The 22043-nt window shown below is 48.5% G+C and carries 19 protein-coding genes and 2 pseudogenes; 18 read left to right on the forward strand and 3 right to left on the reverse strand.

The window, feature by feature from the left end; all coding sequences use genetic code 11:
• Positions 1-284: pseudogene (locus VE954_RS44380) on the reverse strand (acyl-CoA desaturase); the annotation flags it as partial.
• 1112 nt (positions 285-1396) lie between these two features.
• On the opposite strand from VE954_RS44380, the gene VE954_RS24030 reads away from it, so the two are divergent.
• The 14 genes and pseudogenes from VE954_RS24030 to VE954_RS44385 form a co-directional block, all read left to right on the forward strand.
• Entirely contained in the window at positions 1397-1795 is a 399-nt protein-coding gene (locus tag VE954_RS24030) for a hypothetical protein (RefSeq protein ID WP_324957580.1), read from the forward strand.
• 197 nt (positions 1796-1992) lie between these two features.
• Positions 1993-2391, forward strand: coding sequence for a hypothetical protein (locus tag VE954_RS24035; RefSeq protein ID WP_324957582.1), 399 nt, complete (start codon positions 1993-1995; stop codon positions 2389-2391).
• Positions 2392-3180: 789 nt separating this feature from the next.
• The gene (locus VE954_RS24040; protein WP_324957584.1) at positions 3181-3531 is read left to right on the forward strand and encodes a hypothetical protein; all 351 of its coding nucleotides are present in this window, start codon (positions 3181-3183) and stop codon (positions 3529-3531) included.
• Positions 3532-3872: 341 nt separating this feature from the next.
• Positions 3873-4787, forward strand: a complete 915-nt coding sequence (locus VE954_RS24045) for a polysaccharide deacetylase family protein (RefSeq protein ID WP_324957585.1) — start codon at positions 3873-3875, stop codon at positions 4785-4787.
• An 822-nt stretch (positions 4788-5609) separates the two neighbouring features.
• The gene (locus VE954_RS24050; protein WP_324957588.1) at positions 5610-7466 is read left to right on the forward strand and encodes a 7TM diverse intracellular signaling domain-containing protein; all 1857 of its coding nucleotides are present in this window, start codon (positions 5610-5612) and stop codon (positions 7464-7466) included.
• Positions 7467-7550: 84 nt separating this feature from the next.
• Positions 7551-7811, forward strand: coding sequence for a hypothetical protein (locus tag VE954_RS24055; RefSeq protein WP_324957591.1), 261 nt, complete (start codon positions 7551-7553; stop codon positions 7809-7811).
• 31 nt (positions 7812-7842) lie between these two features.
• Positions 7843-8238 carry a hypothetical protein gene (locus tag VE954_RS24060; protein ID WP_324957593.1) on the forward strand — a complete coding sequence of 132 codons (396 nt, stop codon included), beginning with the start codon at positions 7843-7845 and terminating at the stop codon, positions 8236-8238.
• A complete protein-coding gene (locus tag VE954_RS24065) occupies positions 8238-8828 on the forward strand; it encodes an IS66 family transposase (protein ID WP_324957595.1) in 591 nt (196 codons plus the stop codon). Before VE954_RS24060 ends, VE954_RS24065 begins: the two co-directional genes overlap by 1 nt.
• Positions 8829-9405: 577 nt before the next feature.
• Positions 9406-10137, forward strand: coding sequence for an ABC transporter ATP-binding protein (locus VE954_RS24070; protein ID WP_324957597.1), 732 nt, complete (start codon positions 9406-9408; stop codon positions 10135-10137).
• On the forward strand, positions 10134-11957 hold the full coding sequence (locus VE954_RS24075; protein ID WP_324957599.1) for a hypothetical protein: 1824 nt from the start codon (positions 10134-10136) through the stop codon (positions 11955-11957). The genes VE954_RS24070 and VE954_RS24075 overlap by 4 nt, the downstream gene beginning before the upstream one ends.
• Positions 11954-13816 carry a hypothetical protein gene (locus VE954_RS24080; RefSeq protein WP_324957601.1) on the forward strand — a complete coding sequence of 621 codons (1863 nt, stop codon included), beginning with the start codon at positions 11954-11956 and terminating at the stop codon, positions 13814-13816. The genes VE954_RS24075 and VE954_RS24080 overlap by 4 nt, the downstream gene beginning before the upstream one ends.
• 821 nt (positions 13817-14637) lie before the next feature.
• Positions 14638-15318 (forward strand): IS6 family transposase, encoded by a 681-nt coding sequence (locus tag VE954_RS24085; protein ID WP_324957603.1) that lies wholly within the window; start codon positions 14638-14640, stop codon positions 15316-15318.
• A gap of 56 nt (positions 15319-15374) precedes the next feature.
• Positions 15375-15500: a hypothetical protein gene (locus VE954_RS24090; RefSeq protein ID WP_324957605.1), complete on the forward strand. Its 126-nt coding sequence runs from the start codon at positions 15375-15377 to the stop codon at positions 15498-15500.
• A gap of 329 nt (positions 15501-15829) precedes the next feature.
• Positions 15830-16051, forward strand: a pseudogene (locus tag VE954_RS44385) (transposase); the annotation flags it as partial.
• Positions 16052-16086: 35 nt separating this feature from the next.
• Here VE954_RS44385 and VE954_RS24095 read toward each other — a convergent pair.
• A complete protein-coding gene (locus VE954_RS24095) occupies positions 16087-17073 on the reverse strand; it encodes a LysR family transcriptional regulator (RefSeq protein WP_324957606.1) in 987 nt (328 codons plus the stop codon).
• Here VE954_RS24095 and VE954_RS24100 point away from each other — a divergent pair.
• Together VE954_RS24100 and VE954_RS24105 are read left to right on the forward strand one after the other, a co-directional pair.
• On the forward strand, positions 17062-18084 hold the full coding sequence (locus VE954_RS24100) for an NADH:flavin oxidoreductase (RefSeq protein WP_324957608.1): 1023 nt from the start codon (positions 17062-17064) through the stop codon (positions 18082-18084). The genes VE954_RS24095 and VE954_RS24100 overlap by 12 nt on opposite strands.
• A 91-nt stretch (positions 18085-18175) precedes the next feature.
• Positions 18176-18631, forward strand: a complete 456-nt coding sequence (locus tag VE954_RS24105; protein WP_324957611.1) for a hypothetical protein — start codon at positions 18176-18178, stop codon at positions 18629-18631.
• Between the two features lie 330 nt (positions 18632-18961).
• Here VE954_RS24105 and VE954_RS24110 read toward each other — a convergent pair whose 3' ends face one another.
• The gene (locus tag VE954_RS24110) at positions 18962-19606 is read right to left on the reverse strand and encodes a TetR family transcriptional regulator (RefSeq protein ID WP_324957613.1); all 645 of its coding nucleotides are present in this window, start codon (positions 19604-19606) and stop codon (positions 18962-18964) included.
• 111 nt (positions 19607-19717) lie between these two features.
• Between VE954_RS24110 and VE954_RS24115 the strand changes: the two genes are divergently transcribed.
• Together VE954_RS24115 and VE954_RS24120 are read left to right on the forward strand one after the other, a co-directional pair.
• Positions 19718-20545 (forward strand): SDR family oxidoreductase, encoded by an 828-nt coding sequence (locus tag VE954_RS24115; protein ID WP_324957615.1) that lies wholly within the window; start codon positions 19718-19720, stop codon positions 20543-20545.
• A 41-nt stretch (positions 20546-20586) separates the two neighbouring features.
• A complete protein-coding gene (locus VE954_RS24120; protein ID WP_324957617.1) occupies positions 20587-21747 on the forward strand; it encodes an SMP-30/gluconolactonase/LRE family protein in 1161 nt (386 codons plus the stop codon).
• Positions 21748-22043 lie beyond the last annotated feature (296 nt).

Here is a 22043-nt window from a genome sequence, read left to right on the forward strand (position 1 = left end):
GCTACAATATCCCTAGTAAATCTCCGCAAAGCCTCTGGTTTGTCACGCTCAGGCTCGACATAGCAGACCCAGAGGATGTGGCTATACAAGAAACCGCGGCTAGCATTGTGTGGATCCCGTCCTTCATCAGAAAATGCGTGGTGCATGCGATGATGAGCCACCCATCTCAAAAGGTTTCCTTGCATGGCAAGAGTTCCTGCCAGCGCTGAGAGGACTTCAAGGAACTTTGGAACTTTAAACGATCGATGCGTGAATAGGCGATGATAGCCGAACGTTATACCCATTCCTGTAACGGTATAGAGAATGAGGAAGGCGATGAGCCCCTCCCAGGAAAAATTCAGAAGACTGATGAATGCCAAGCGCGGGTCATGAAAAGATAAGTTTGTTTGTGCTTGAACCGCTGCTGCATTTTGCTTTGCACTTACAGCGGTACTTATAGAGGGAATTTCCGATGGGCTTTTAGTCAGGGCCCCGGAAAGAATGCTTAAGAATTGATCCGGGCGCTGTGTGAGTGGGCTTCATTGGATTGTGACGACGTTGAAATTCGGGCTGGAGGGCAGAGCCAGTGTTTAATTCATTCGCTTTTTCGCAGAAAGTTCATTTTCTGGCCGCAGCAGTGCCGGAAGAAACGGCGCTCCTGTTTATGAATCGTTATCTCTTTGACTTCAGATTTTTGGGAAGTGGTATCCGAGGTCAGTGTCTTTGCCATAAAGGCAGGAACGGATGGTTTTTGCGATCTGCAACTGGCCTTTTTTCCTGAAGAGGCCCATGAATACGTTACGCAGGGTGATCATAAGATGAGGCAGGGAGCCTGACCTGATGGAGCTGCGATCCTCATTAAATGTGACGTCCTTGCCCTAGAGCCATGCAGCAAAATTCTTTGTGCTATGAAGGCTTCCTGGTCGATGGCCCGGTAGAGGTATTTCCATTGACCCTTGACCGCCTGAGCTTCGGTCTGAACGATTGCGAATTGTTCATCCAGCCAGTTTAAAACGAAAAGATGATCAGGGTGTGTTGTGGATTTGCAGCGTGAATAAAATTTGCTGTGGAATTTTCCGGGATTTCATGTAGTCTTTTTGTCAGTCACCGTATACCCACGCACGTCTTTCGTCAGAATATCGTCCCTTGCTAAAGTTCGCTTTTGAAAGAAGGAATCCTTGGACAGATTATGATGCAAGGAGTTCCAAGCTCCTGAAATGGGCAAAGTCGTCCATATATTTTTTAACCTTTTTTGATTATAGTCATCACGCCTCGATCGCTCGATCTCGCGTCTCTGACTGAACCTGTGAATAAAAAAATTCTTTGAATAAACATGGCTGGTCTGCTACGAGAAAGGCGGGCTTCCATTTGGAAGTATACATGAACATCCCTGAACACACTCAGGAGGGGAATCGTTATGCAAAAGATCATGACCTTATTGACCACAGGAGCGCTTTTCATCGGAGCAGCTTCCGCTCATGCAAGCCATCAATCCACATACGTACTCAAGTCTGGAGATCACCTTGATATTGATGTCGGTGGCTCCAAAAAAATCACCCTTGTTTTCGCTGTCACGGAAAGCAAATCGCTCGGGAGCAAGGATTTTGATGTGGTCGTGACTGAAACCTATGGCGGATTCGAATGTGAGCTGAGCACCGCCAAACTGCTCAGTAGCGTCGAGCTCAGCTCCGAATCGGTACAGAAACTCTATGCGGTTAATGTAGACTGGTTCCCTGGTTCTGATTCCAGTGGATGTACGGTGCAGTTTTCGGCGGGCGAAAGTGCTGCCACGGCCCAGCTCTATTTGGACTTTTAAAACACCACGAGTCATGCAGCTGTGGAAACCTTCTTTCACTGGCCGTTCCAGCCAGCTGTGAGCGATATGAAGGTGGTTCTCAACTTTTCTACTTAAAAGCATTATGGCTTCAAATCTCAGCCTGTCGGCACTCGACTACTCGGGCGGTTGGCTGGTCGGTATACGAAATCTAATATTGAATATAAAGGATTGACTTAATGTTGATCAGATCTCTTGTCTCCGGTGCCTTGTTGTGCTGTGTGTCGTCTGCTGCAGCGGCATCGTCGCCTCGATATGATTCTGCTGACTGCGAGTTATCGTACAGTCTCTATCGAGGCGCTGAGTTTATCAGTGTAAGCGAAGTCAACGTCCTGCAGGGACAGTCACAAATCATAGTTGATTCCAGAACTGGAGCTTTGGCCAGTGTGACTTTGAGTGGTGACTTGCTTCGGATTGAACATCTGTATGATTCCATTCAGGAAAGCCAGACCTTTGATTTAGCGCTTGATGGCTATGGCCAGGGGAATGTTTATAATTTGTCCTCCGTAGTGGAGAATCTGGACAAACCGCCAGTTGATGGTGCGTCAACAATTGAAACAACCTGTATACTCTACTGAAAAAGAAGTGCACGTGCTGGCACCTGCGCACCAAACCCGCTATTCCCTTAATGGCCAAACAGGTGAAGGGAAGATCTCCAATTCCGGGCCTCGATTATTAGCACCGGGCTGAGAACAACCCTGCAGCCAGGAAATTTGAAAGGCCCGGACCATGTTGTATAGCTTACGCGGGATTCTACTGCCGGGCATTCAACATTCGCCACGAACATGGAATCAAATTACAGTCTGACTCCGGATTTTTACGCCCGGCTGACTGAATGTATTCAGGACGTTGTAGGAAGGCGGTCAAAGTTTTAGTATTTCAACGGTGCGTGGACACGACAGAAAGCTGAAATCCCCGGGTTAGCCCAGACTGGATGATCGAAGGTCCAGCTTCATTTTGAGCTGTTAAAGGTCATCCGCTGGCTAACTGCCTTTATCCACAGACAGACAAATTGCCTTTGCTTGCCAGGATGATTCTGGTTGAAACGGTCCCCCAAAGGCTATTCCCCAGGAAGGTGGTGATCTTGATGGTCATCACCCTTGTTTATTTGGGTCAACAGGAACCTCCAGCCGCCTGCGTACGGAAGTAGTGCAAGATCTTGCACGCAGAGTTGAAGCGTTTTCGGAATATGCCTGTCCGAAGGCGCAATGATTGTGCAATGGGTTTCACGTTTAAGCTTTTCGCAGAATTTAGCTCTCTCCTTCCATTAAAGTCGCCGCAAGATCGCTTGCATCAGCAGCAGATGTAGTGTAAGACCTGGCTTGTCCACGAGATAACCTTCCGCAACCTTTCCAAGGAGATCAGCCATGACCAATAAATTTCTAACTGGGATCGCCGCCGCTTTTTTATTTGTTGGCGGCAATCAAGTGTTCGCCGATGCACAAGCTGGCAAAGCCTCGGGAGTGGAATTTTCATACGAGATTTTTGATTTCTATAACACTTCCGTAACGCTTAATGACCCTTATTTGCAGCTCACTGCTACGCACGAAGAAACCGGCCAGATTTTTGAGCCAGATTACCGGACCGGAAAGTTTGTTCTGCCAGCACCGGGCAGATATCGTTTCGATGGCCAAAGTTACTTTTGCTTTGTGAGAAATGAGACGATAGAAATCACTGCTCAAACGACTTCGATCGATCTGTATGTCGGATGTGAGTGAGAGTGATTTTTCAGCCTGCCGCAAGAGGCAGGTGCCTTCCCGGGTGAGTTCACACATCATGTGTTGCTGGAGTCATCATGGCACTCACTAAGCGCAGTTTTGCGCTCAGTTGAGCAGGGCTCCGCAGTGACTCGACCCACCGGATAGCTCCAGTAGGCCGCCAGGTACAAGGGGAGCCTTACAGCGCCCAAAGCCCCACTGTACGTGGCGTGCAGATGTCCCGCATCTCGCTATCTTCCACCGTGATTCCAGGCTCTTTGTGCTCGAGAAGTGTTTTAGGCCAAAAAGCGGGTCGACCACTGTGTATGAGGTATTATTCTGAGCACTCACAAAGGAGTTATATGAAACAGCATCCCCTGGCATATCTTTTTATCCTGAACCTTCTCGTCCTGATAGCATGCAACGATCAACCCGACATCAGCGAGATGCATGCCATATCCAAGGGTGATAATAATATTCTGATCCTTATGTACCACGATATTGTTGATCCAAACAATGCTCCCGCTGGCTTGGCAACTGTGGCCGATGATGTGACCCTTCAAAATTTTCAGAAGCAGCTGGATTGGCTCCAGGCTAATGGTTACCAAACCATATCAGCCTATGATCTTTATAATTTGCGGGCCAACAACAGAAGATCCGCTCAAAAGCAGGTACTGATAACGTTCGATGATAACTACTATGGCGCCTATGAATACGCGGTTCCTGAGTTGGAAAAACGGGGCATGAAGGCCACGTTTTTCGCTCACACTCAGTATGTTCGCCCAGAAGGCATCGTTCCTGACTATGCGGGTTTGCGCCCGAAGGCATCATGGGCTGAAATGGTTGCAGTTGAAACCACGCGTGGAAAAGGTAATCTCTTCCGGTATGAAAGCCATACGGTGACTCACCGTAATTTGACGAAGCTGGGCTCCGCTGAACTCAGGCAGGAGCTTTGTGCCTCTAAACGGGATATCGAACGAAATTTCGCGCGCATTCTGGGTTCCGGTCGATACCGGGGTTTAACCCTTGGCAACAGGCACATAAACGCTGAAGGGGACAAATTGGTCCGGCATATAGCCTATCCGGTTGGGGGCTATAATGGAACTGTAGGTAGCCTGTCGAAAGAATGCGGATATTTTTTAGGGTATGAAGTCGGTTTTGCCGAAGACTTTGAATTGTCGTCCATGGCTTTGCCTCGCCTTGGTGTGGGACGCAGTCTGGCCACAGTCAGTGATTTCCAGGAAGCCGTTGCAAATTACGTGAGGCAGGTCAGATAGCGCCAGGGCATTTTGTTTCTGCAGGGAGGGGGTCCAGTCGTCACCTGGGAGTTGATGCCGATAGGCGCAAAATCCTGGCAGATCAGTATTAAGTCATTAAAATGATTGCTGTGAAAAAATGCAATATACGGAAGCTAATGGCATCAACCTCCGCGTAGGCTATAGGATTGGTTCCGAGCCGTGGGATTGCGGAACCTACAAAAATTCCGGGGTGTAAAAAACCCAGGGCCCCGGAAAGAATGATTAGAAATTAATCCAGGCCCTGAGTGGGTCAGCGTCACCGGACCGCAATACCTTTGAAATTCAGGGCTCGAAAGTAGTGCGAGGTTTTAATGCTTTCCGCTTTTTAGCAAAAAGTTCATTTTATGGTAGCAGGAGCGCCGTGAGAGATGACGCTCCCAGAATGCTCCCGGATGTCTGACTTTAAACTGAATTGCGATAAAAACCGCTTCAAAGGATTTTGCCAAACATAATCCCACTTCAAGCAAACAGTGAAGCTTTCGGTTTTGTTGCAGCTGGATGAGGCCATGATATCCTTGCAAAAACCTGGGGAGGCCGGCTCATGCTTTTTGACCCCAAAGCTTAACTGTTTTCTGGATAGTCGAGTGAAAGCAATTTTGAAAGATATTTTTGGCTAAGAAAGAGGGACAGATTCAATTCATACACTAGAGTCACGATTGCCACGAGGCCGAATGTTGTAGAAACTTCATATGTTTAGACTAGGGCTGCTGGGGTCATAGGGCTGTCGCCGCTAGCTTAAGGAATTTTTATTATGGTGGTCAGGGTTTGAGCCGAAAGTGAATTAACCTTGAAATAGGGTTGATGATGCGTTTTCTATATGCACTGTTCATACTATTTAGCGCTTGGCCGCTTTCTGCTTTTGAGCGCCCTGCTATAGTGTCCGAAGATGCGAATCTTCACCTGCCAGTCAGTGCTGTGTATCAATACCGCCAGTTTCTGGACAAGGTTCCGGCCGCCGCCGATATCCCTCAGTTGGTCGCTCTGCAAGAAGAATGGCAGATTAGCAAAAGTACCTTGACCCAGTATGGGAAGTATTTCGCGTCCCTGGTTCCTATCGAGAATAAGAGCAGTCATCCAGTTAAGGTCATTGCGCGAGCCAACGTAAGTATGGGTTCGTGCTGTGCATATTTGCTTTCAGACAACGCTTTGACAGTTCCGCCAACGATTTTCAACAGGTTCCCAAGTTATGAACTGCTTCTGAACCCAGGCACGAGCTATCTGGTGATGTTTCACACCATTAATTTTACAGGGACCACACGGTTGCATTTTGAGCTTCTTGGAGCCGAATATGCGCAAAAGAAAATGTCGATCGAAGACCATCTCCAGGGCTTGGTGTTTGGAATGGTCGGGATCATGATCATCTACAACGTAGGTCTAGGCATTTTCTTCCGGAAGAAGTATTTTTTCTATTACGCGGGCTATGCCGGTTTTTACTTGGCGTTCCTGGCGATGGCCGGTGGCTATGTTGCCTGGTCATCCAATTTTAATGTGATCTGCGCCCTTGGCTCCATGTTGTCCCTCATCTGCTTTAATGCCTATACCTTTGATATTCGAGAGCGACATCCTATTAATTATAGGTTTTCGCTTGCTTTCGCCACGTTTGCTTGTTTTGCCGGCATCCATGGCTTTTTCACAAAAAAAGCGGAGCTGATTTTCATTATTCTGCTTGCCGTTCCCATTCTCTCCCTTATCGCATCCATCCAGAGTCTGCGGGTCGGGGACAGATCAGCACGTTTTTTCGTGGCAGGTTGGACGGCCTTCCTGCTGGGTAATGTTGGAACCCTTTTGAATACGATTTTTTGGGGGAACGAGCTTCTCAACTGGACGGCAGTCTTTGGCTTCTGCGCCGAAGTCTGCCTATTCTCCTTCGCGATTGGACAGAAGGTGAGACTTTCGGAAGAAAAGTTCCACAACGAGAGCAAGCATGCCTTCAGCCAGCTCGAGAAGGTAGTGTACCCGCATCAGCTGCAGCGGATGAAGTCCGGCTCGGATCTCGAATCAACAATGCCCACATTTGTGAGCGAAGCCTTCGTAATTTCCTTTGATATCATTGCCAGCACAAAAATACGGCATGAGAACGTCAAGGAATTTCTGCGGCAGATTTTTCGCCGCTGCAACGAAGCCATGATGGAAGGATATAATCCCGCCAGTATGAGGGCAAACGCCTACCGTATCAAGGAGATGGGGGACGGGTTCCTCTGCAGTGTCGGCTATCCCTTCCAATCCAAAACGGGCGACGTGGCCAAGGATACCTTGGATCTGGCCAAACGCTTTCATCTCATCTTTACCGAAGAAGTTCAGAATCTGGGTTATCACGAATCGATAGCCTGCGGCATCGGGATTGCGTCCGGGGAGCTTGCAGGATTCTACCCCGTGAGCGGAACGAAGGAGTATGACCTTTACGGGGCTGCCATTGTTCTTGCCACCCGCTATGAGCAGATGCGCAAGGTCATCTTTGAAGGTCAGCCCCCCGGCAGTATTCTGATCCTTCAGGAAAGGGTGTTCACAGGCCTTAACAGTCTATCAAGGCAAGGCTTTATGGAATATGATCTGAAGCGGAACGGCGTTGTTGTGCGCGACGATGCTGGTGCCGTTAAGCTTTATTATAGGATGCTGGATGGCAAGGCTCATCAGCGTTCCCTGGCCGATTCCGCCTAGCTCTGGCCCTTTGCCGGGTTGTGTTGCGCCTGGGTAGCCATTCTTCGTGGCCTCTCGCATATAAAAAAGATTTTGGAAGACACCATGCCCGCGTCCGTAGTGTTTGAAATTGATTCATACACTCAAGCAGGAGCTATGGTTTCGACCGGTCGCGTGGATGCCGTGGTCGCCGATTTGAATACCAGGTCCACCCTCACCAAAAACGCACCTGATGTCATGCTCGAATTTGAACTCATCGACAAATTGAATATTCCCGCCGGTCTTCTCTCGCAAAACAAGGAACGGCTCCTCAAATTAAAGAATGCATTGCATCTTCGTGGGACTAGCCGTCAAAGTCAGGTCTGATAGTCTGTGATCAAAAGTTACAGGAGTTATCATGACCATCGAATCGCTTGCAGAATCATTCCGTGAGGCCAAAGCCAAGGCAGGCCATCCAGCCAGAATCAAGTATCCGAAAAAGCTTAGAGATGCTGCCATTGAATACTTTAAAGCGAATCCTGGCTTGACCCCAAGCAGGATGGCATCCAGGATTGGGATATCTACAAGTTGCGCCGATAAGTGGTTCAAGAGTGTCAAACAAGCTAGAGCAAAAGATAAGATCAAAACCGACCTGCCGAACTTTGTCGAGCTTAAACCAAAGCAAAATTCTGATTGGACCGTAGCAAATGATGGAGAGCTGAGGGTTCGCATTATTGAAGTCAGTATCCCAGCGGCTCTGGGAGAGGCAGAGCTGTTTTCGTCGCTCAGAGCTATCGTTCATGGGGCTGTCTAATGTTTATATCAACGAGTCAAATCAAAATTTTTCTCTATCGGAATACCATTGATGGCCGGTGGGGGATGGATCGACTCATTGCGCTGGTGGACTCTGAGCTGCATTTAGACCCGAGGTCCGGGACTCTCTTTGTCTTTTTTAACCGGAATCGCAGCCTGGCGAAAGTAGTCAAAGAGCGGGCCAATTCTTTCGATCCACCCCCAAGGTCCACCCTTGGCAAGGCCATTGGTTATTTGAACCGCCATTGGGAGAAGCTTTGCTATTTTTTAAAAGATCCGAAAGTCTGGCCCGACAATAACCGGGTGGAGCGGGCTCTCAGGCTTCCAAAGCTCTGCCAGAAAAATCACCTATTTACGCAGGCCCGCTCCGGCAGTGTTGCCCTCGAAGTCTATTATACAATCATCGCTACGTGTAGACTGTACATGATCTGTCCCGAGGACTATCTGACCGATATCACGATCAGACTCAATGAAGGTCACCCGATCTCCCGCCTTGATATCCTTTTGCCCTGGAATTGGCAGGCCGCCCCGCCCGCTGATATCGATCGCATCAAAAAATACGTCAGATATAATCGACCTCTCTTAGCTTAGAGCCGAGCTTTACTGAATTTATTGGTCTTTGAAAACTGCATACGCAACGCATACGTTTGAAGCTCCTCATAATATCGGACACCGGGAATGTATAATGGGTGGATAACCATTAAACAAGGCCGCTTCCGCAGACGACTTCGAGCGCCTCTTCCCCTGGAACTTTTCGATCAGAAAATGACCGGGTGCAGCCTAACCCATGACTCTGGGCGTGCCAGGGCGCTTACAATTGATCGGCCAGAGAAAAGGTCAACCCTTCCATGTCAGATTGCATTTATATCGCCTCCTAAAGAGGAGGATTGCATTGCTCAGGCGACGTGTTTTAGTCAATAATATTAATGCATTGGTCAACTCGGAAATAAAAATCCAGGACATGAGTTTTTCTGAAATTCGGCAGCTTGGTCCGGATGGTCCGCCAATTCTCATTTCCTGATCCTTCAAAATTAATTTCGCAGAGGGAGCTGTCTGAAATGGGAAAGGGAAAGACTTGGGAAGGAGACAGGATCCCTATAGAATAGGCGGGTCGCCATCGTCCGGAAACCTCGATTTTGTGGGCAAGTCCAATGGAGCAACGGTAAGAATGAACAATGAAATCATCCTCCAGGTCAAGAGTCTTCAATTGCTATACAACCGCGACCTCGGTTTGAAGAGTCTTGATATGACAATAGCCAAAGGGCAAAAATACGGCTTTTTGGGACGCAATGGAGCAGGCAAGAGTACTTCGTTGCAGGTGCTCGGTGGTGTTTTGAGACCCCAGGCCGGCACAATTAGCTTCAAAGGGGAGACCAAGGATCATATCACGTCGAAGTGGAAGCAAAGCCTTGGTTTTGTTCCTCAAAATCCAGAATTCCCGAATCACGCCAGCGCTATGCAGTTGGCGAAGATAATTTCAATTTTCTATCCGAATTGGTGTGACAGCCGTTTCCATCAGGGGATGAATCTGTTTCAACTCTCTTCAAAGCGCAAAGTGAATGAGTTCTCGATGGGAATGAAGCTCATGTTTTCCTTCGTGCTAGCCTATGCTGTGAATCCAGAGCTCTATATCCTGGATGAGCCAACGGCGGGTCTCGATATCATATCCCGAAAGATACTGTTCGATCTTCTGAACGAGGAATCCTTGCAAGGCAAAACCATTCTCCTTTCAACCCATATCGTCGATGATGCTGCGGAAAACTGCGACTTTCTCGGTATTATCGATGCCGGCAGGACACTTATCGAAGGCCCCATCGGAGACTTCGGCTCGAACGCCCGAACCATTGAGCAGAAATATTTGGAAATTATAAAATGTGATGCGGTTGGTTTAAACCCATGAAAAAACCATGGATGATTTTTAAGATTCTATTCAGGGACAATAGAGTGCGGGCGCTGGCTTTCTGGCTTTCCATGCTCATCGTTCCCATGGTCGATCTTGCTTCGCAAATAACTGCAAAAAAAGGGATGTTTCCGTTCAAAGGGATTCGACTTTTCAACCTATGCTATACCTTGGGCCTTGTCTTTTTCTATCGACATTCCCTCTATAAGTACTATCGAGAAAATAGGCAGCTATTCCTTGCTCAGCTTCCCATCCATTCTGTCTATCGAAGTTTCTCGGAAATTTTCGCTCACCAGATACTTGCCATTTTCCCTGTATTCCTGGCTATTGCAGGAATGTCTGTAACGGCACTGCTATTCAATCTCTGGAATTTTAACGGTTTTTTGTATTTCGCTTTTGCAGAGTTTGTTTATGTAATGACGGTTGTTTCGATTTCACTGCTCATAGCCATGTCGGGGCGTCTCTTTAATTTTCTTTTGATGACCGTTTTACTGTCTTTTATCCATTATTTTCAGAAGCCGGCAAGCTACGGGTTCGACTTGATTCATTTCATGGATCCCGCAAAATTCTATACGTCCGAATCCTTGATTGCCAAATTATATATAAGGCTCGCCATTGCAAGCGTTGGGCTTTGTCTGCCCATTTCTTTTGCTTTGATAGCATATCGAAGCTCCAGACCTCTCACATGCCTCAATCAGGCTTCAAGCAAAATTGAAAAGATTGTGGCTTTGATTCTCCTCCTTGTTGGAATCAGTTACTTCAGCGCGAGTAAGCAAGAACCTGAACTTAAGTTTGCTGGATTCAATCGGCAGAAGACTCATGAAAAGTCAACAATTCTCTGGAGTTCAGCCATACCTTTGGAGCAGTCGGTTGTGGACCTTTATGCACCCACTGTCGCGAGACTAGGGAAGGATATTGAGCAGCTCTATCAGAACTTTGATATTCCTCTCTCTGGTATCCATATTCAGCACAATCCTAGGACCGCGCATCCCATGTTTCTTGGCAGCCCTAAGAAGCAAGGGGGAGCGTTGGGCATTACCGGGAATTTCGACGATCTATCGAGCCACTATCCCGAATTTTTGCACGAAGTCTTTTTGGAAATCATTCGCATGGAATCAAAAAACTGGGTCATGAAGGAAAGTCAGATTTTAAAATGGCGAGGTTTGGCCTACGCTCTGTCAGGCAGTCGTCTGGAACCCGATCTCGATTTTGATACTTGGTACGCCGATGCCTCCTTCAGAGAGAGTGTCAGAAAGCGAAATTGGCTTCAGGTTTATCGGGAGCTCGGCTCTTGCTATTTTGATCGCTTTGCTGGAGCGCTTTTCCCGTCGAATCGATCCGAAATCAAAGGGAGCGAGCTGAAATCTTTTGCAAGGTCGGCCCTCAATATTGAGGGGCGGTCCATCATCGTTCACTTGGTAAGAAATCCCTTCCTGCTTTTTGATGGCCCCCTGGATCTTTCGATTGAAAAAAATCTCCAAAAAATTTTGCAGACCATGGATCAAAAATCCTACAGTCCGAAACTCCTTCGGCCAGACTTTGATTTGAAATTAGACGAAATGTATACAAACATATACCGAGCCCAATTCAAGCTCAAGAACGGAAGTCCTGAATACCATTCCATCCAAATCGAAATTGCCCAATTGGATCCAACGGGCTGGTTGATCTTTGACAAGATGCGAAGCTTTCCCTATGAGGGGGGTATGGCAGAACCGGGATTCAGTTTCATAAAAGGCGAGACATACTATGTTTCGCTGTCGTGGATGAAAGAACCCTCTGGCTGTCGCATCTATGGATCCTGGCTGGAGGTTTCGCCATGATTGAATTTGCAAAACTACTTGCCTGGCAGATAAACCGATATGGCTTAAGGGACCTCGGTATCGTTATGCTATACTTGGCGATTACCATGACCAATCTTCAAAACTTGGATTTCATGCCTGCTTTCATCGGCGACGATGTTTGGTCCATCACCAAGCAGTACGATAGATATTCGCACCTTATCCAAACCGTCGTAAGTTACGGCGTATTATTATTTGTTTATGGAAGGTTATTTTCCTGGCCACTGGAGCACAGAAAGTTTCTCGCCTCCCACCCGATCAGTGTAAGGACACTATTTCTGGTTCAAATCGTCCACTCCTGCATTCTGTCCCTCGCGATAGAGTCTTCAACAATTTTAGAAAAAGTATGCTCCTATGTTTTGACAGTGAACTCGTCGAATCGCCAATTCGTCGATTTTCCAAGTCTTGATCTGGGACATATTCTTTTGGAGTACGGGTTCGTCATTGGACTCTCTGCTTTCGCAAGTGCATTGCGTCCCTTTCACTACATTGTAGTATTTCTGGTAGCACTGGCCATTGAATATTCCGATGACTTTATTGCTTTCGACCGATTCGACTTTATCGATATTGCTGGGAAAGATTGGATGCTCTTCCTGTTTGGAATATTGCTTGGGTTGGCCGCCCTCTATCTTTTTGAAAGACATTTCAATCCCCAGCTAGGATCGAAACGTGGTTTTTTTGCAAAGATTGCCCGTCGTATCTCTGGCAGTATTCTGTACCAAATGCTTGCTGTTTTATGCATTGTAGGTCCCGTCCTGGGCTATATTCAGTACAATCAAAAAGAGGTGAAGTCAGCTATCGAAAAAATCCAAAGTGCGCAGGAAGAGTTATTGGGATCGCTTTTGAAGAGGCGATCTTTATCTACGCAGTATTTTGAATTCAAATTTGATGAAAAACACCAGGATGTCTTTGATCTTATCAAAGATGAAGCCGATCCTATTTATCTGGATCTGCTCCATGATTTCAATTTGAAACCCGAGGAAAAAAGAATTCCGGTATTCATCCGCGAAGCGGAGGTCCACCTTTTGGGCTCGACCATGGGGAACCATATCACTTTGAATGTGAGCAAAGACGCTCTGAGAAACAAGGAAGTCATTGCCAGGACCTTTCGCCATGAATCGATCCATGTTTTGATCAATCGTCTCACCCAAGACCAGTTGAGTCGTCCGGATGTCTTTGCAGGATTTTTGCACGAAGGCTTGGCTGAATTTGGGGAATCCAATTGGAAGGCCCCGGATGAGACGCTTTGGAACTCGGTCGCCGTCACTCGCGTTCTCAGTGGCATGTCGCTTCACGAGTTTCTGAACAACATTTCCTGGTTTGCACCCTATTCCTACGCGCTTAACTATGATTTTGGCCACCTGTTCTGGTATGAAATGGAACAAGAGTTTGGCAGAAAGGCACTCGCTAAATTTCTGAAAGCCATTGGACTTCATGAAAATAGCGATACCATGACTTCGCATGAATACTTTATCTATCAAAAAGGATTTGATGCCAAACTAAATTTATTCATGATCGTCTCGCGGATCGAACAGGAATTGGAGAGACGCTACAAAATTATTGAGGCAAGCGATGTCTTGTTGTTTGATGACCTGAAAAATATAGTTGTTCACGCGAACCAAGGGGATCTCATTGTCCCCTATGAATTCCAGCACGCGGAAAGACTCAGCTGCGAATTTAGAAAAGAAGAAGAAGTGAGTGCGCTCTCTGTGCCCGCCGTACTCTATGAAAAACTTGGTAAAAAAGGCTATCGATGCAAGATACCAGAGGGTTATTATCGAGTGTCTATTAAGTTCATGCATCCGAAATTTCGATACCAGTCGGTTTGGTTTAAGTACTGATCTCAACCGCCAGAAATCTCCAAAGTTGCAGGCCCCGGAAAGAATGCTTAAGAATTGATCCAGGCGCTTTATGAGTGGGTTTCATTGGATTGTGATGCCCCTGGAATTCGAGCTGGATGGCAGAGCCAGTGTTTAATTCCCTCGTTTTTACCCAGAAAGTTCATTTTCTGGCCGCAGCCGTATCGTATCTATAAGTCCGTCACGGTGCATTTTTCACTCCATAAACATAGTACAGGAAAGACGCGGCCCTGGATGTGGCTTGCTCTTTTCCAGAAGGCAGCAATGCCAAACTCGGCCTGACTCTCAAATCAGTAGCTCTAGTCCACGATCCAATTCGGGCCGCCCGGGGGAGTGGATGATCTGATTGGTAAGATTTTCCAGCGAGCAGATATTTCGAAACCTTGCCTTCAAAGTTTTCCGCGGGGCTACAATCTGAAAGCATTGGAACTCTTTTTAGGGCACGACGGAAATCAAATTAAAACCTGCTTTTGCAAAAATTACAGGCAAACGAACAGTATGAAAAGATACTGGCTCGCTATTTGGAGTCTGGCACCATTGCCAGTTATCGACGCCCTGTTGAATTGATTCAACTCGACGGTCTATGAACGGATTTGCAGGGTGGCTTGTAAGGGCGACTGATGGAGGCGCGCAGGTCACGGAAATTTGAACGTAACCCCCATTTCGAGTTGACACCAACCACGGGCCGGTTTGGGCCAATGCAATTTACTGCAGGCGCTCCAACCGGTTGTGCTGCAAAAAATCTTTGGTGTTTCGACCTGGGACTCGTGATACTCGCCAATTCGTCGTACCGGGGGAGGGTTATGGCGCTGAGATTCAAAGGACGGTATTTTCAGAAGTCCATTATCCTGACCTGCATTCGCTGGTATCTCAGCTATAAACTCTCCACGAGGGACCTCGAGGAAATGATGGCTGAGCGGGGCGCTCATGTCGATCACTCGACCATCCATCGGTGGGTCCTTCGCTACACCCCGGAGCTCGAGGCGGAGCTCAGAAAAAGGAAAAAGTCGGTATCAGCCAGCTGGTTCTGGGATGAAATGGCGATCAAGGTCAAGGGCAAACTCAAGTGGCTTTACCGGGCTGTGGACAGTGATGGCGATACTATGGACTTTCTTATGGCGGCAAAGCGGGATCAGAAAGCGGCCATCAGGTTTTTGAAAAAGGCCATTCGTCAGCGTGGTGTCCCTGAAAAAATTAATACTGACAGGTCAGGAGCCAACGCCTCTGGCCTCAAGGCTTTCAATCATGAACATTCAACTGACATTGAGCTCCGGCAGTTGAAGTATCTCAATACTATCGTTAAGCAGGATCACAGGCGAGTTCGGCAAAGGACAAGGCCCATGATGGGGTTTAAAACCTTCATGTCGGCCGCGAAGACCATCGCTGGAATAGAGATGATGGTCATGATCAAAAATGTTTGCGACAGAGTTGCTCCGAAAGTCGTCGTGAGGCTCAGGGTTAATAGACTGCGTTCGGATCCTTGACCCTGCTCTGTTATGGTGAGTGAACATTAACGCCGCGTACCAAACGAATCCATACGATGCGTCGTAACGCTTTTGATTCAACGGGTATGATGGAAGCCTGCTGTAAATTTCGCAATGGTCTGCAAAAGGTGGCCGATATCGATCGGCTTGGTCAGATATTCATTACATCCGGCAAGCATTGATCGCTCGCGATCGCCAGCTTTTTTCACAATCAGCCAAAGCCTTTACATTGGCTGCACTTAGAACTGTAGCTAACATCTGACAAGGAAGCATGGGTTGTGTTGCACCTAGGCAACAGCATGACATTCTAAGTTAGATCACTGAATGAAATAGCAAATGGTTTTAGGTTAGACCCTGTCTGACAATTGCTTAAAAATATGATGCCTTGCGCCGATCTTCAAAGAGTGAAGAAATGCGGCGCTACGAACTCAATAAGGATCAGTACGAACTGATCGAAGATCTTCTTCCATACAACGGCAAAGCAGGGGGTCAATGAAAAGACCGTCGCGGCCTCCTCAACTGCATGTTCTGGGTGATGTACAGTGGAGCCCAGTGGCGTGGAATGCCTCAACGATACGGTTCTGGGAAGAACGTCTATCATCGATTCAACCGGAGCAAGGATGGAATGCTGGAAAAAAATGTTGCAGCGCGGGTTGCAGCTGATAAGGCATGTAGCTGCGCGAGAATCAGAAGATACCTTATAAGCCGGGCCATCAAGTTGGAGCCAGTCTGATGTCCGCAGACCAGGACAGACGACGTACGATAATATTAAGTTATGGGCTCGTCCCTCTTGTTCATAAGCAGGCTCAACCAATCTGGTTGCGCCTGAGCAAGGGCATACATTCTCACGTCCTGTCGGCAGACGTAATTGCAGTCCGGGACCGAAAGTGTCTCAAGCGAATAGCTCTTACATATAAAATCAGGCAAATAGGCCAGTGCCATCCCGGATCTTACGAGATCGATGATCACAGCGAGCCCCGTGGCGTTATAGGCAGCACGACGGGGAAAGGCACGATCATTCCAACCATCAGTTCCTCTCTCCTTCTGGAAAGCGCCGAGCAAACCCTCCCGAGGACATACGAAATCATATTGGAGGACGTCATGAACTGAGACGTCTGCTCCGGCTTGCGCCTTGCCAAACAGCGGATGATTCGGTCCTACGCAGGTTTTTGACAGGGTATGGCCAAGACGCTTCTGCCTCATGCCTTTCGGGGGTAACGCAGTGCCGATACCAACCTGAGCCTCGCCGCTTGCCAACTGCTTAAAGGTTTCGTCATCATTTTCCACGGAATCCAGGTGCGCTACAAATCGGCGATTCTGACGATTCAAGGGCGCTAACATGATGGAAGCAAAGCCTCCAAGCATCGTCTCGGTGCCCACAATTCTCACCGGGAGTATTAAGCTTTCCTGGGTGATTTCTGCGCGGCAAGCCTGTTCGAGTTGTACAATTTGTGCTGCTCGATGTTGCAGCTTGCGGCCGGAAGGCGTCAATTGGATTCCACGACCGGAACGGTGAAACAATTCCACGCAGAGCTCAGCTTCAAGCCTTGCAATGGCTTTGCTAATAGATCCAGGCGAAATGTGAAGTTCTGATGCAGCCTTTAAAACATGTTCATGCTTCGCGGCCACAAGAAAATAGCGAAGTTCGTATATTTCCATAAAGGAAACAATACATGAAAACCTTTTCCTTTTCAAGGACGGAGCCTGCCTCCAGAATGGCCCCGAAAGCATAGGGGATTTGAAATGACTGAACATGATTTCCGGCTGAAAAATTGGGAATTTAGCAACGGCGTCAGAGCCAAAAACCGGCTGATCGTTCCAGCCATGGCCTCCGAGACAGCCGACAAGGCAGGCTATGCAACTGATGCCACCATAGCGCGCTATGGGCGCTTGACTGAAGTTGGAGCTGCAATCGTATTAGTCGAGTACTCCTACGTGCATGAGTCGGGCCGCAGCGAACCAAACCAGCTTGGTGCGGCCGAGCCAGGACACTTCATAGGCCTTCAGACTCTTGCAGATACTATTCGATCCCGTGGCGCTCTGGCCGGCATCCAGCTCGTGCACGCTGGTGGCAAGACTCTTCCGGAGTGGTCGGGAGGCAGGATCATGACACCAGGATCGCGGCCCGTCCCTATCATGCCAGGCCGTAAAGTGGGGGTGCCTCAAGCGATGTCATCCACCGATATGGAACTGTGGAGGCATTGGTTTGCGAGCTCTACAGAGAGAGCTATAAAAGCAGGTTATGATCTGATCGAACTTCATGCCGCTCACGGGTATGGCCTCAATCAATGGCTGTCTCCCTTGACCAACGATCGGACGGATGCCTATGGCGGAAGCCAGGAGAATAGATTTCGTTTCCTGCTCGAAATCGTTTCCATCGTGCGTGAAATCTCTGCAGGAAAACTCCTTTCAGTTCGCATTGCAGGTGGAGATTTCCTGGAACAAGGTTCGACGATCGTCGAAGCGGCGATCCTTGCTCAGAGGCTTGAGGCTCAAGGAGTTGACATTATTAACGTATCATCGGGGCTTGGCGGGTGGCGCCGACCACGCGAGCGTGTTGGTGAAGGTTACCTTCTACCCGAAGCACGATTTATCCAAAATCGAATCAATATTCCTGTTATCGCAGTCGGTGGTTTTGAAACGCCGCAGGTCATTGATAGAGCAATTGCCTTAGGGGACACCTCTTTTGTAGCAGTCGGTCGAGCCATACTTGAAGGACGCTATCAAGACGCGCACCTCAGGAGCTCGGGAGCGAAAGAGGGATGACCCATCAGATTTTGCATTTCGTTCAGTATAGGATTGGCCGACTCCACGTCGGTTCGATACCATAACGTTCCAAAATTGAGAAGGGTATTTTATGTCTCGACATATCGTCATGATTCTCACTATCAGTGCTTCTGCAGCCTTAACATTGCCAGCGCTGGCTTTTGAAACAAAACCACAGCCGCTGCGCTGCTACGAACTTCGATCGGACCTTTTTGCGTCCAAGCCAGCAGGCAGCATATGTCATTCCTGGTCACTGGGCGCTGCGGAAGCTCAGGTTAAAGTTGTGCTGGATGATGCTTTGCTCATGTCCGGCAAATCATCAGATATAAACTATTCGATGGAGACAATTTTTCCCCCATCGAACTCTTGCGCGACCTCCATTCTTTCACCGGAGGATTGCCAAGGTCCCAAAACGTATGGCAGCCTTATTATAAGACTGAACGATGAGTCTGTACTGATGGCGAGCCGGATCAAAGAGGGCGAGGATCTTGGGTCTGTCGGACACCTGACTTATCAGGGAACGTCTTATAGCTATTTTGCGCGTTAGGTTTCAAGGCCAGTTTAGGGGTTCGACCCGGTAAGCAGACATCAGATAAGTGGTGGGGTTCTCACGTTATTGTATTCGGCAAGTCAACGGTCAAGTCGATCGCAGGCTCGGAAGAAACCATCTTCTGGGCGCAAAAGGCGATGGAATCAACGCCGTCACGTCCGGAGCAGGCTTCAACCTTAGAAAGTTGATGGCCATTGTGTCCATTTCTATAAATCGAGCTTTGGAGCAGTTTCAGGCTTTTTAAGGCCAAACCAACTCCTTAATTTTAGAGGCGATCTGCGCATGATCTGACTTTTTCAGGATCGACTCCACTAAACCCGGGAAACTTCAGCGACCGGCAAGGAGTCCATCGAAGGAACCCGTTAGCATCAAGCTGAGACTTCGAGCAAAGTTCAGCCGTAATCCGCTCAATGCATCATCTTCCAAAAGCTTCGCAACTGCCGCAAGCGGATAGGCTTTATAGTAGAGCCCGACGACGGCCGCATGCGTAAACAGAAACGCTTCCATCACCGAGCGCTCGTCTGCAAATCCGACCTTGGACTGTAAGGCCGGAGCGATACGCTTGATCTCTCTCAATAAGCCCTCCTTATAGGACTTAATTTTATCGGTCGGAATATTGTTTTCCAGGATGGTTTCTGACACCGGTATCAACGTGAGGAGCGCTTGCCGACCTTCGAGTGAAGTGGTTATCCACTGCGCGAGCTCACTCGTGCTCATGCCGCTGACTTTCTCCAGTTCGCCCTCCAAGGCTAAAAACCAATGAGCAAACTCCCGCTCAAGAACTGTTAGGAAGAGATCTTCTTTAGTCTGGAAGTAGAGATACAGCGTCCCTTTAACTATGTTCAAGGCCTCGGCTACATCTGTCATCGCAATTTTGGACAAAGGTCTCTCGACGATTAACGCGGCAGCTTTGTCGAGTATCGCCGTGCGACGTTTCTCTTTCATATCTGGGGAAACGGCCCGCTTTTTCAATATGTTACCTCCGTATTTCAAGAACTCGTTGACAAATGACTCTGAGTCATTTATTAACTGACTCGAGGTCATTTAAAGGCACTATACTGAAAAAATGCAAAGGAAGCAAAGATGAATCAAAGTAAAACAGTTCTTGTTACAGGCAGCTCCACGGGTATTGGCAGAGAAACGGCACTTCACTTCCTCGCCCAAGGCTGGAATGTGGCAGCCACGATGCGCACCCCTGAGAGATCGGATCTTCCCCAGGATCCTAAACTTTTCAGCCCTAGGCTGGATGTGACTATCTCCGCGACGATAGAAGAGGCATTTCGTCAGACTCAGGCTAAATTTGGGTCTATTGATGTCGTCATCAACAACGCCGGCTACGGCCTCACTGGACCTTTTGAAGGCGCCGAGGAAGACGAGATTAAGCGTCAATTCGATACTAATGTTTTTGGTCTCATGCGGGTCTCGAAAACCGCGATACGTCACTGGCGCGAGGCAGGACAAAAAGGGACCTTGGTCAATGTCGCCTCCATGGGAGGTCGCCTGACCGTTCCCTATTACAGTGTTTACCATTCCACCAAATGGGCTGTAGAAGGCTTTACAGAGTCATTGCAGTACGAAGTTGAAAGCCTAGGCATTCGAGTGAAATTAGTTGAACCAGGAGCTATCAGAACCGATTTTTATGAGCGCTCGGCGCAGCTTACGGATACGAATGCTCCTCATGAGTACCAGGATCTTCTTAAAGTCGCGCGCCTCAATATGAACGAAGCAGGGAAGCGAGGCACGCACCCGACAAAGGTCGCTGCCACGATCTATGCGGCATCGGCATCCAGTGGCCGACAGTTGCGGTTTACGGTTGGACAGGATGCAAAAATGCTCCTTGGCTTGCGCAGGATGCTCCCCGAGTCCGCCTTCTACGGGCTGGTTCGCTCACAGATTTTTAAAAAAGCCTAGACAAGCCCTGCTCAAAACGGAGACTAAGGAATGGAAGAAATATGACAGGAAAATTCTGGTCCGCCCGCCGAACATTGCTTGCGTTCGTATCCCTGGCGGCAATACTTTTCGCATGTGTGATCGGTCTCAAGATCCGCTATGGGCGCGGCGATACATTTGCTGACGTCAGCACACCGCCGCTGCTACAACAGTCCGCGCTGGAAACACTTGTGGAACTCAATTTTCCACCCGGAAATATCGCTGTTTCGCCAGACGGGCGTATTTTCTTTAACTATCATCCTTTCGCCCAGGCGCATCGGTTCACGAATGCATCCGTGTTCGAGCTGGTCGACGGCAGTATTCACCCCTATCCTGACGCTGCCTTTCAAGCAAAGTTCCAGGGCGTTTTTGGGATGACGGTGGATAACCAGAGGCGCCTTTGGGTTACCGAACCCGCAAGCCTCGATCACGATCAAACAAAGGTTCTCGCCTTTGACATTGCCACGGGTGCGCTCGTCTTCGAGTATGCGTTCCCGGTCGGTCAAGCCCGATTTGCGCAGGATTTAAGGGTGAGCCCGGATGGTTCAACTGTCGTCTTCGCCGACACTGGTTTTTTTAGATTCACTCCCGCGAGCCTTGTCATCCTTGACGTCGACAGCAAAAAGTTTCGTACTGTCCTTTTGGGGCACGCATCGACGCAACCTCAAAATTGGATTATCAAAACCCCCTTCGGTAAACACTCGCTTGCTTTTGGACTTATCACGTTCAGCGTCGGCGTTGATGGCCTCGCTTTCAGCAGGGATGGCTCGAGTCTTTACTTTGCAAGCATGAACCATGATACCCTCTATGAAATTCCATATAACGACTTAGTGAACGAGGATCTCAGCGAAGACGAGGCAGGGAAAAGAATCCGGGCAGTCGGACGCAAGCCGCAGAGCGATGGGATCGCAGTGAATGCCCATGGCGACATTTTCATAACCGATGTTGAAAATGGAGGAATTGCGCGACTTGCGCGCAGCGGCAAGTTGGAAACTCTCGTGAAAGACTCCCGCATAATCTGGGCAGACGGGATCGCCGTGACGCCTGCTGGTCAGGTGCTGTTCACAGACAGTGCGATTCCAGCGTACATCGATCAGTTCGCGCGTCCACCGACCCGTTCCTTACTGCAGGCAGGAGCTCCATACCGGATCTACCGTTTCCAAGGTGACCTGATTTCGAAATGAGACAAAGGAAAAAGCAGCAGGGCCCCACTCCAAAGGGGCGGTGTTACGCTCTCGCAGTATAACTGCGTCCGGGGAATGATCCCTTCAGAAACTCATTTCGGCCTCGGAAATGTTTGCGACTGAGCCATCGGCGCTCCAGGCACAGATTAATTTTGCAGCATTCTTTGTGCGCCAAGATAAGCGGCGTGTATCTCGCGGGTGAAAGTCCCGCAGCGGAAGGGGAAGTCAGCCCCACCGCGTAACGAGTCTTGAGTCCCTGGAGGTAACGAAATGGACTAAGCGTAGACAGTGAAACA

It is taken from the genome of Oligoflexus sp. (assembly GCF_035638955.1).
Taxonomy (GTDB): Bacteria; Bdellovibrionota_B; Oligoflexia; order Oligoflexales; family Oligoflexaceae; genus Oligoflexus.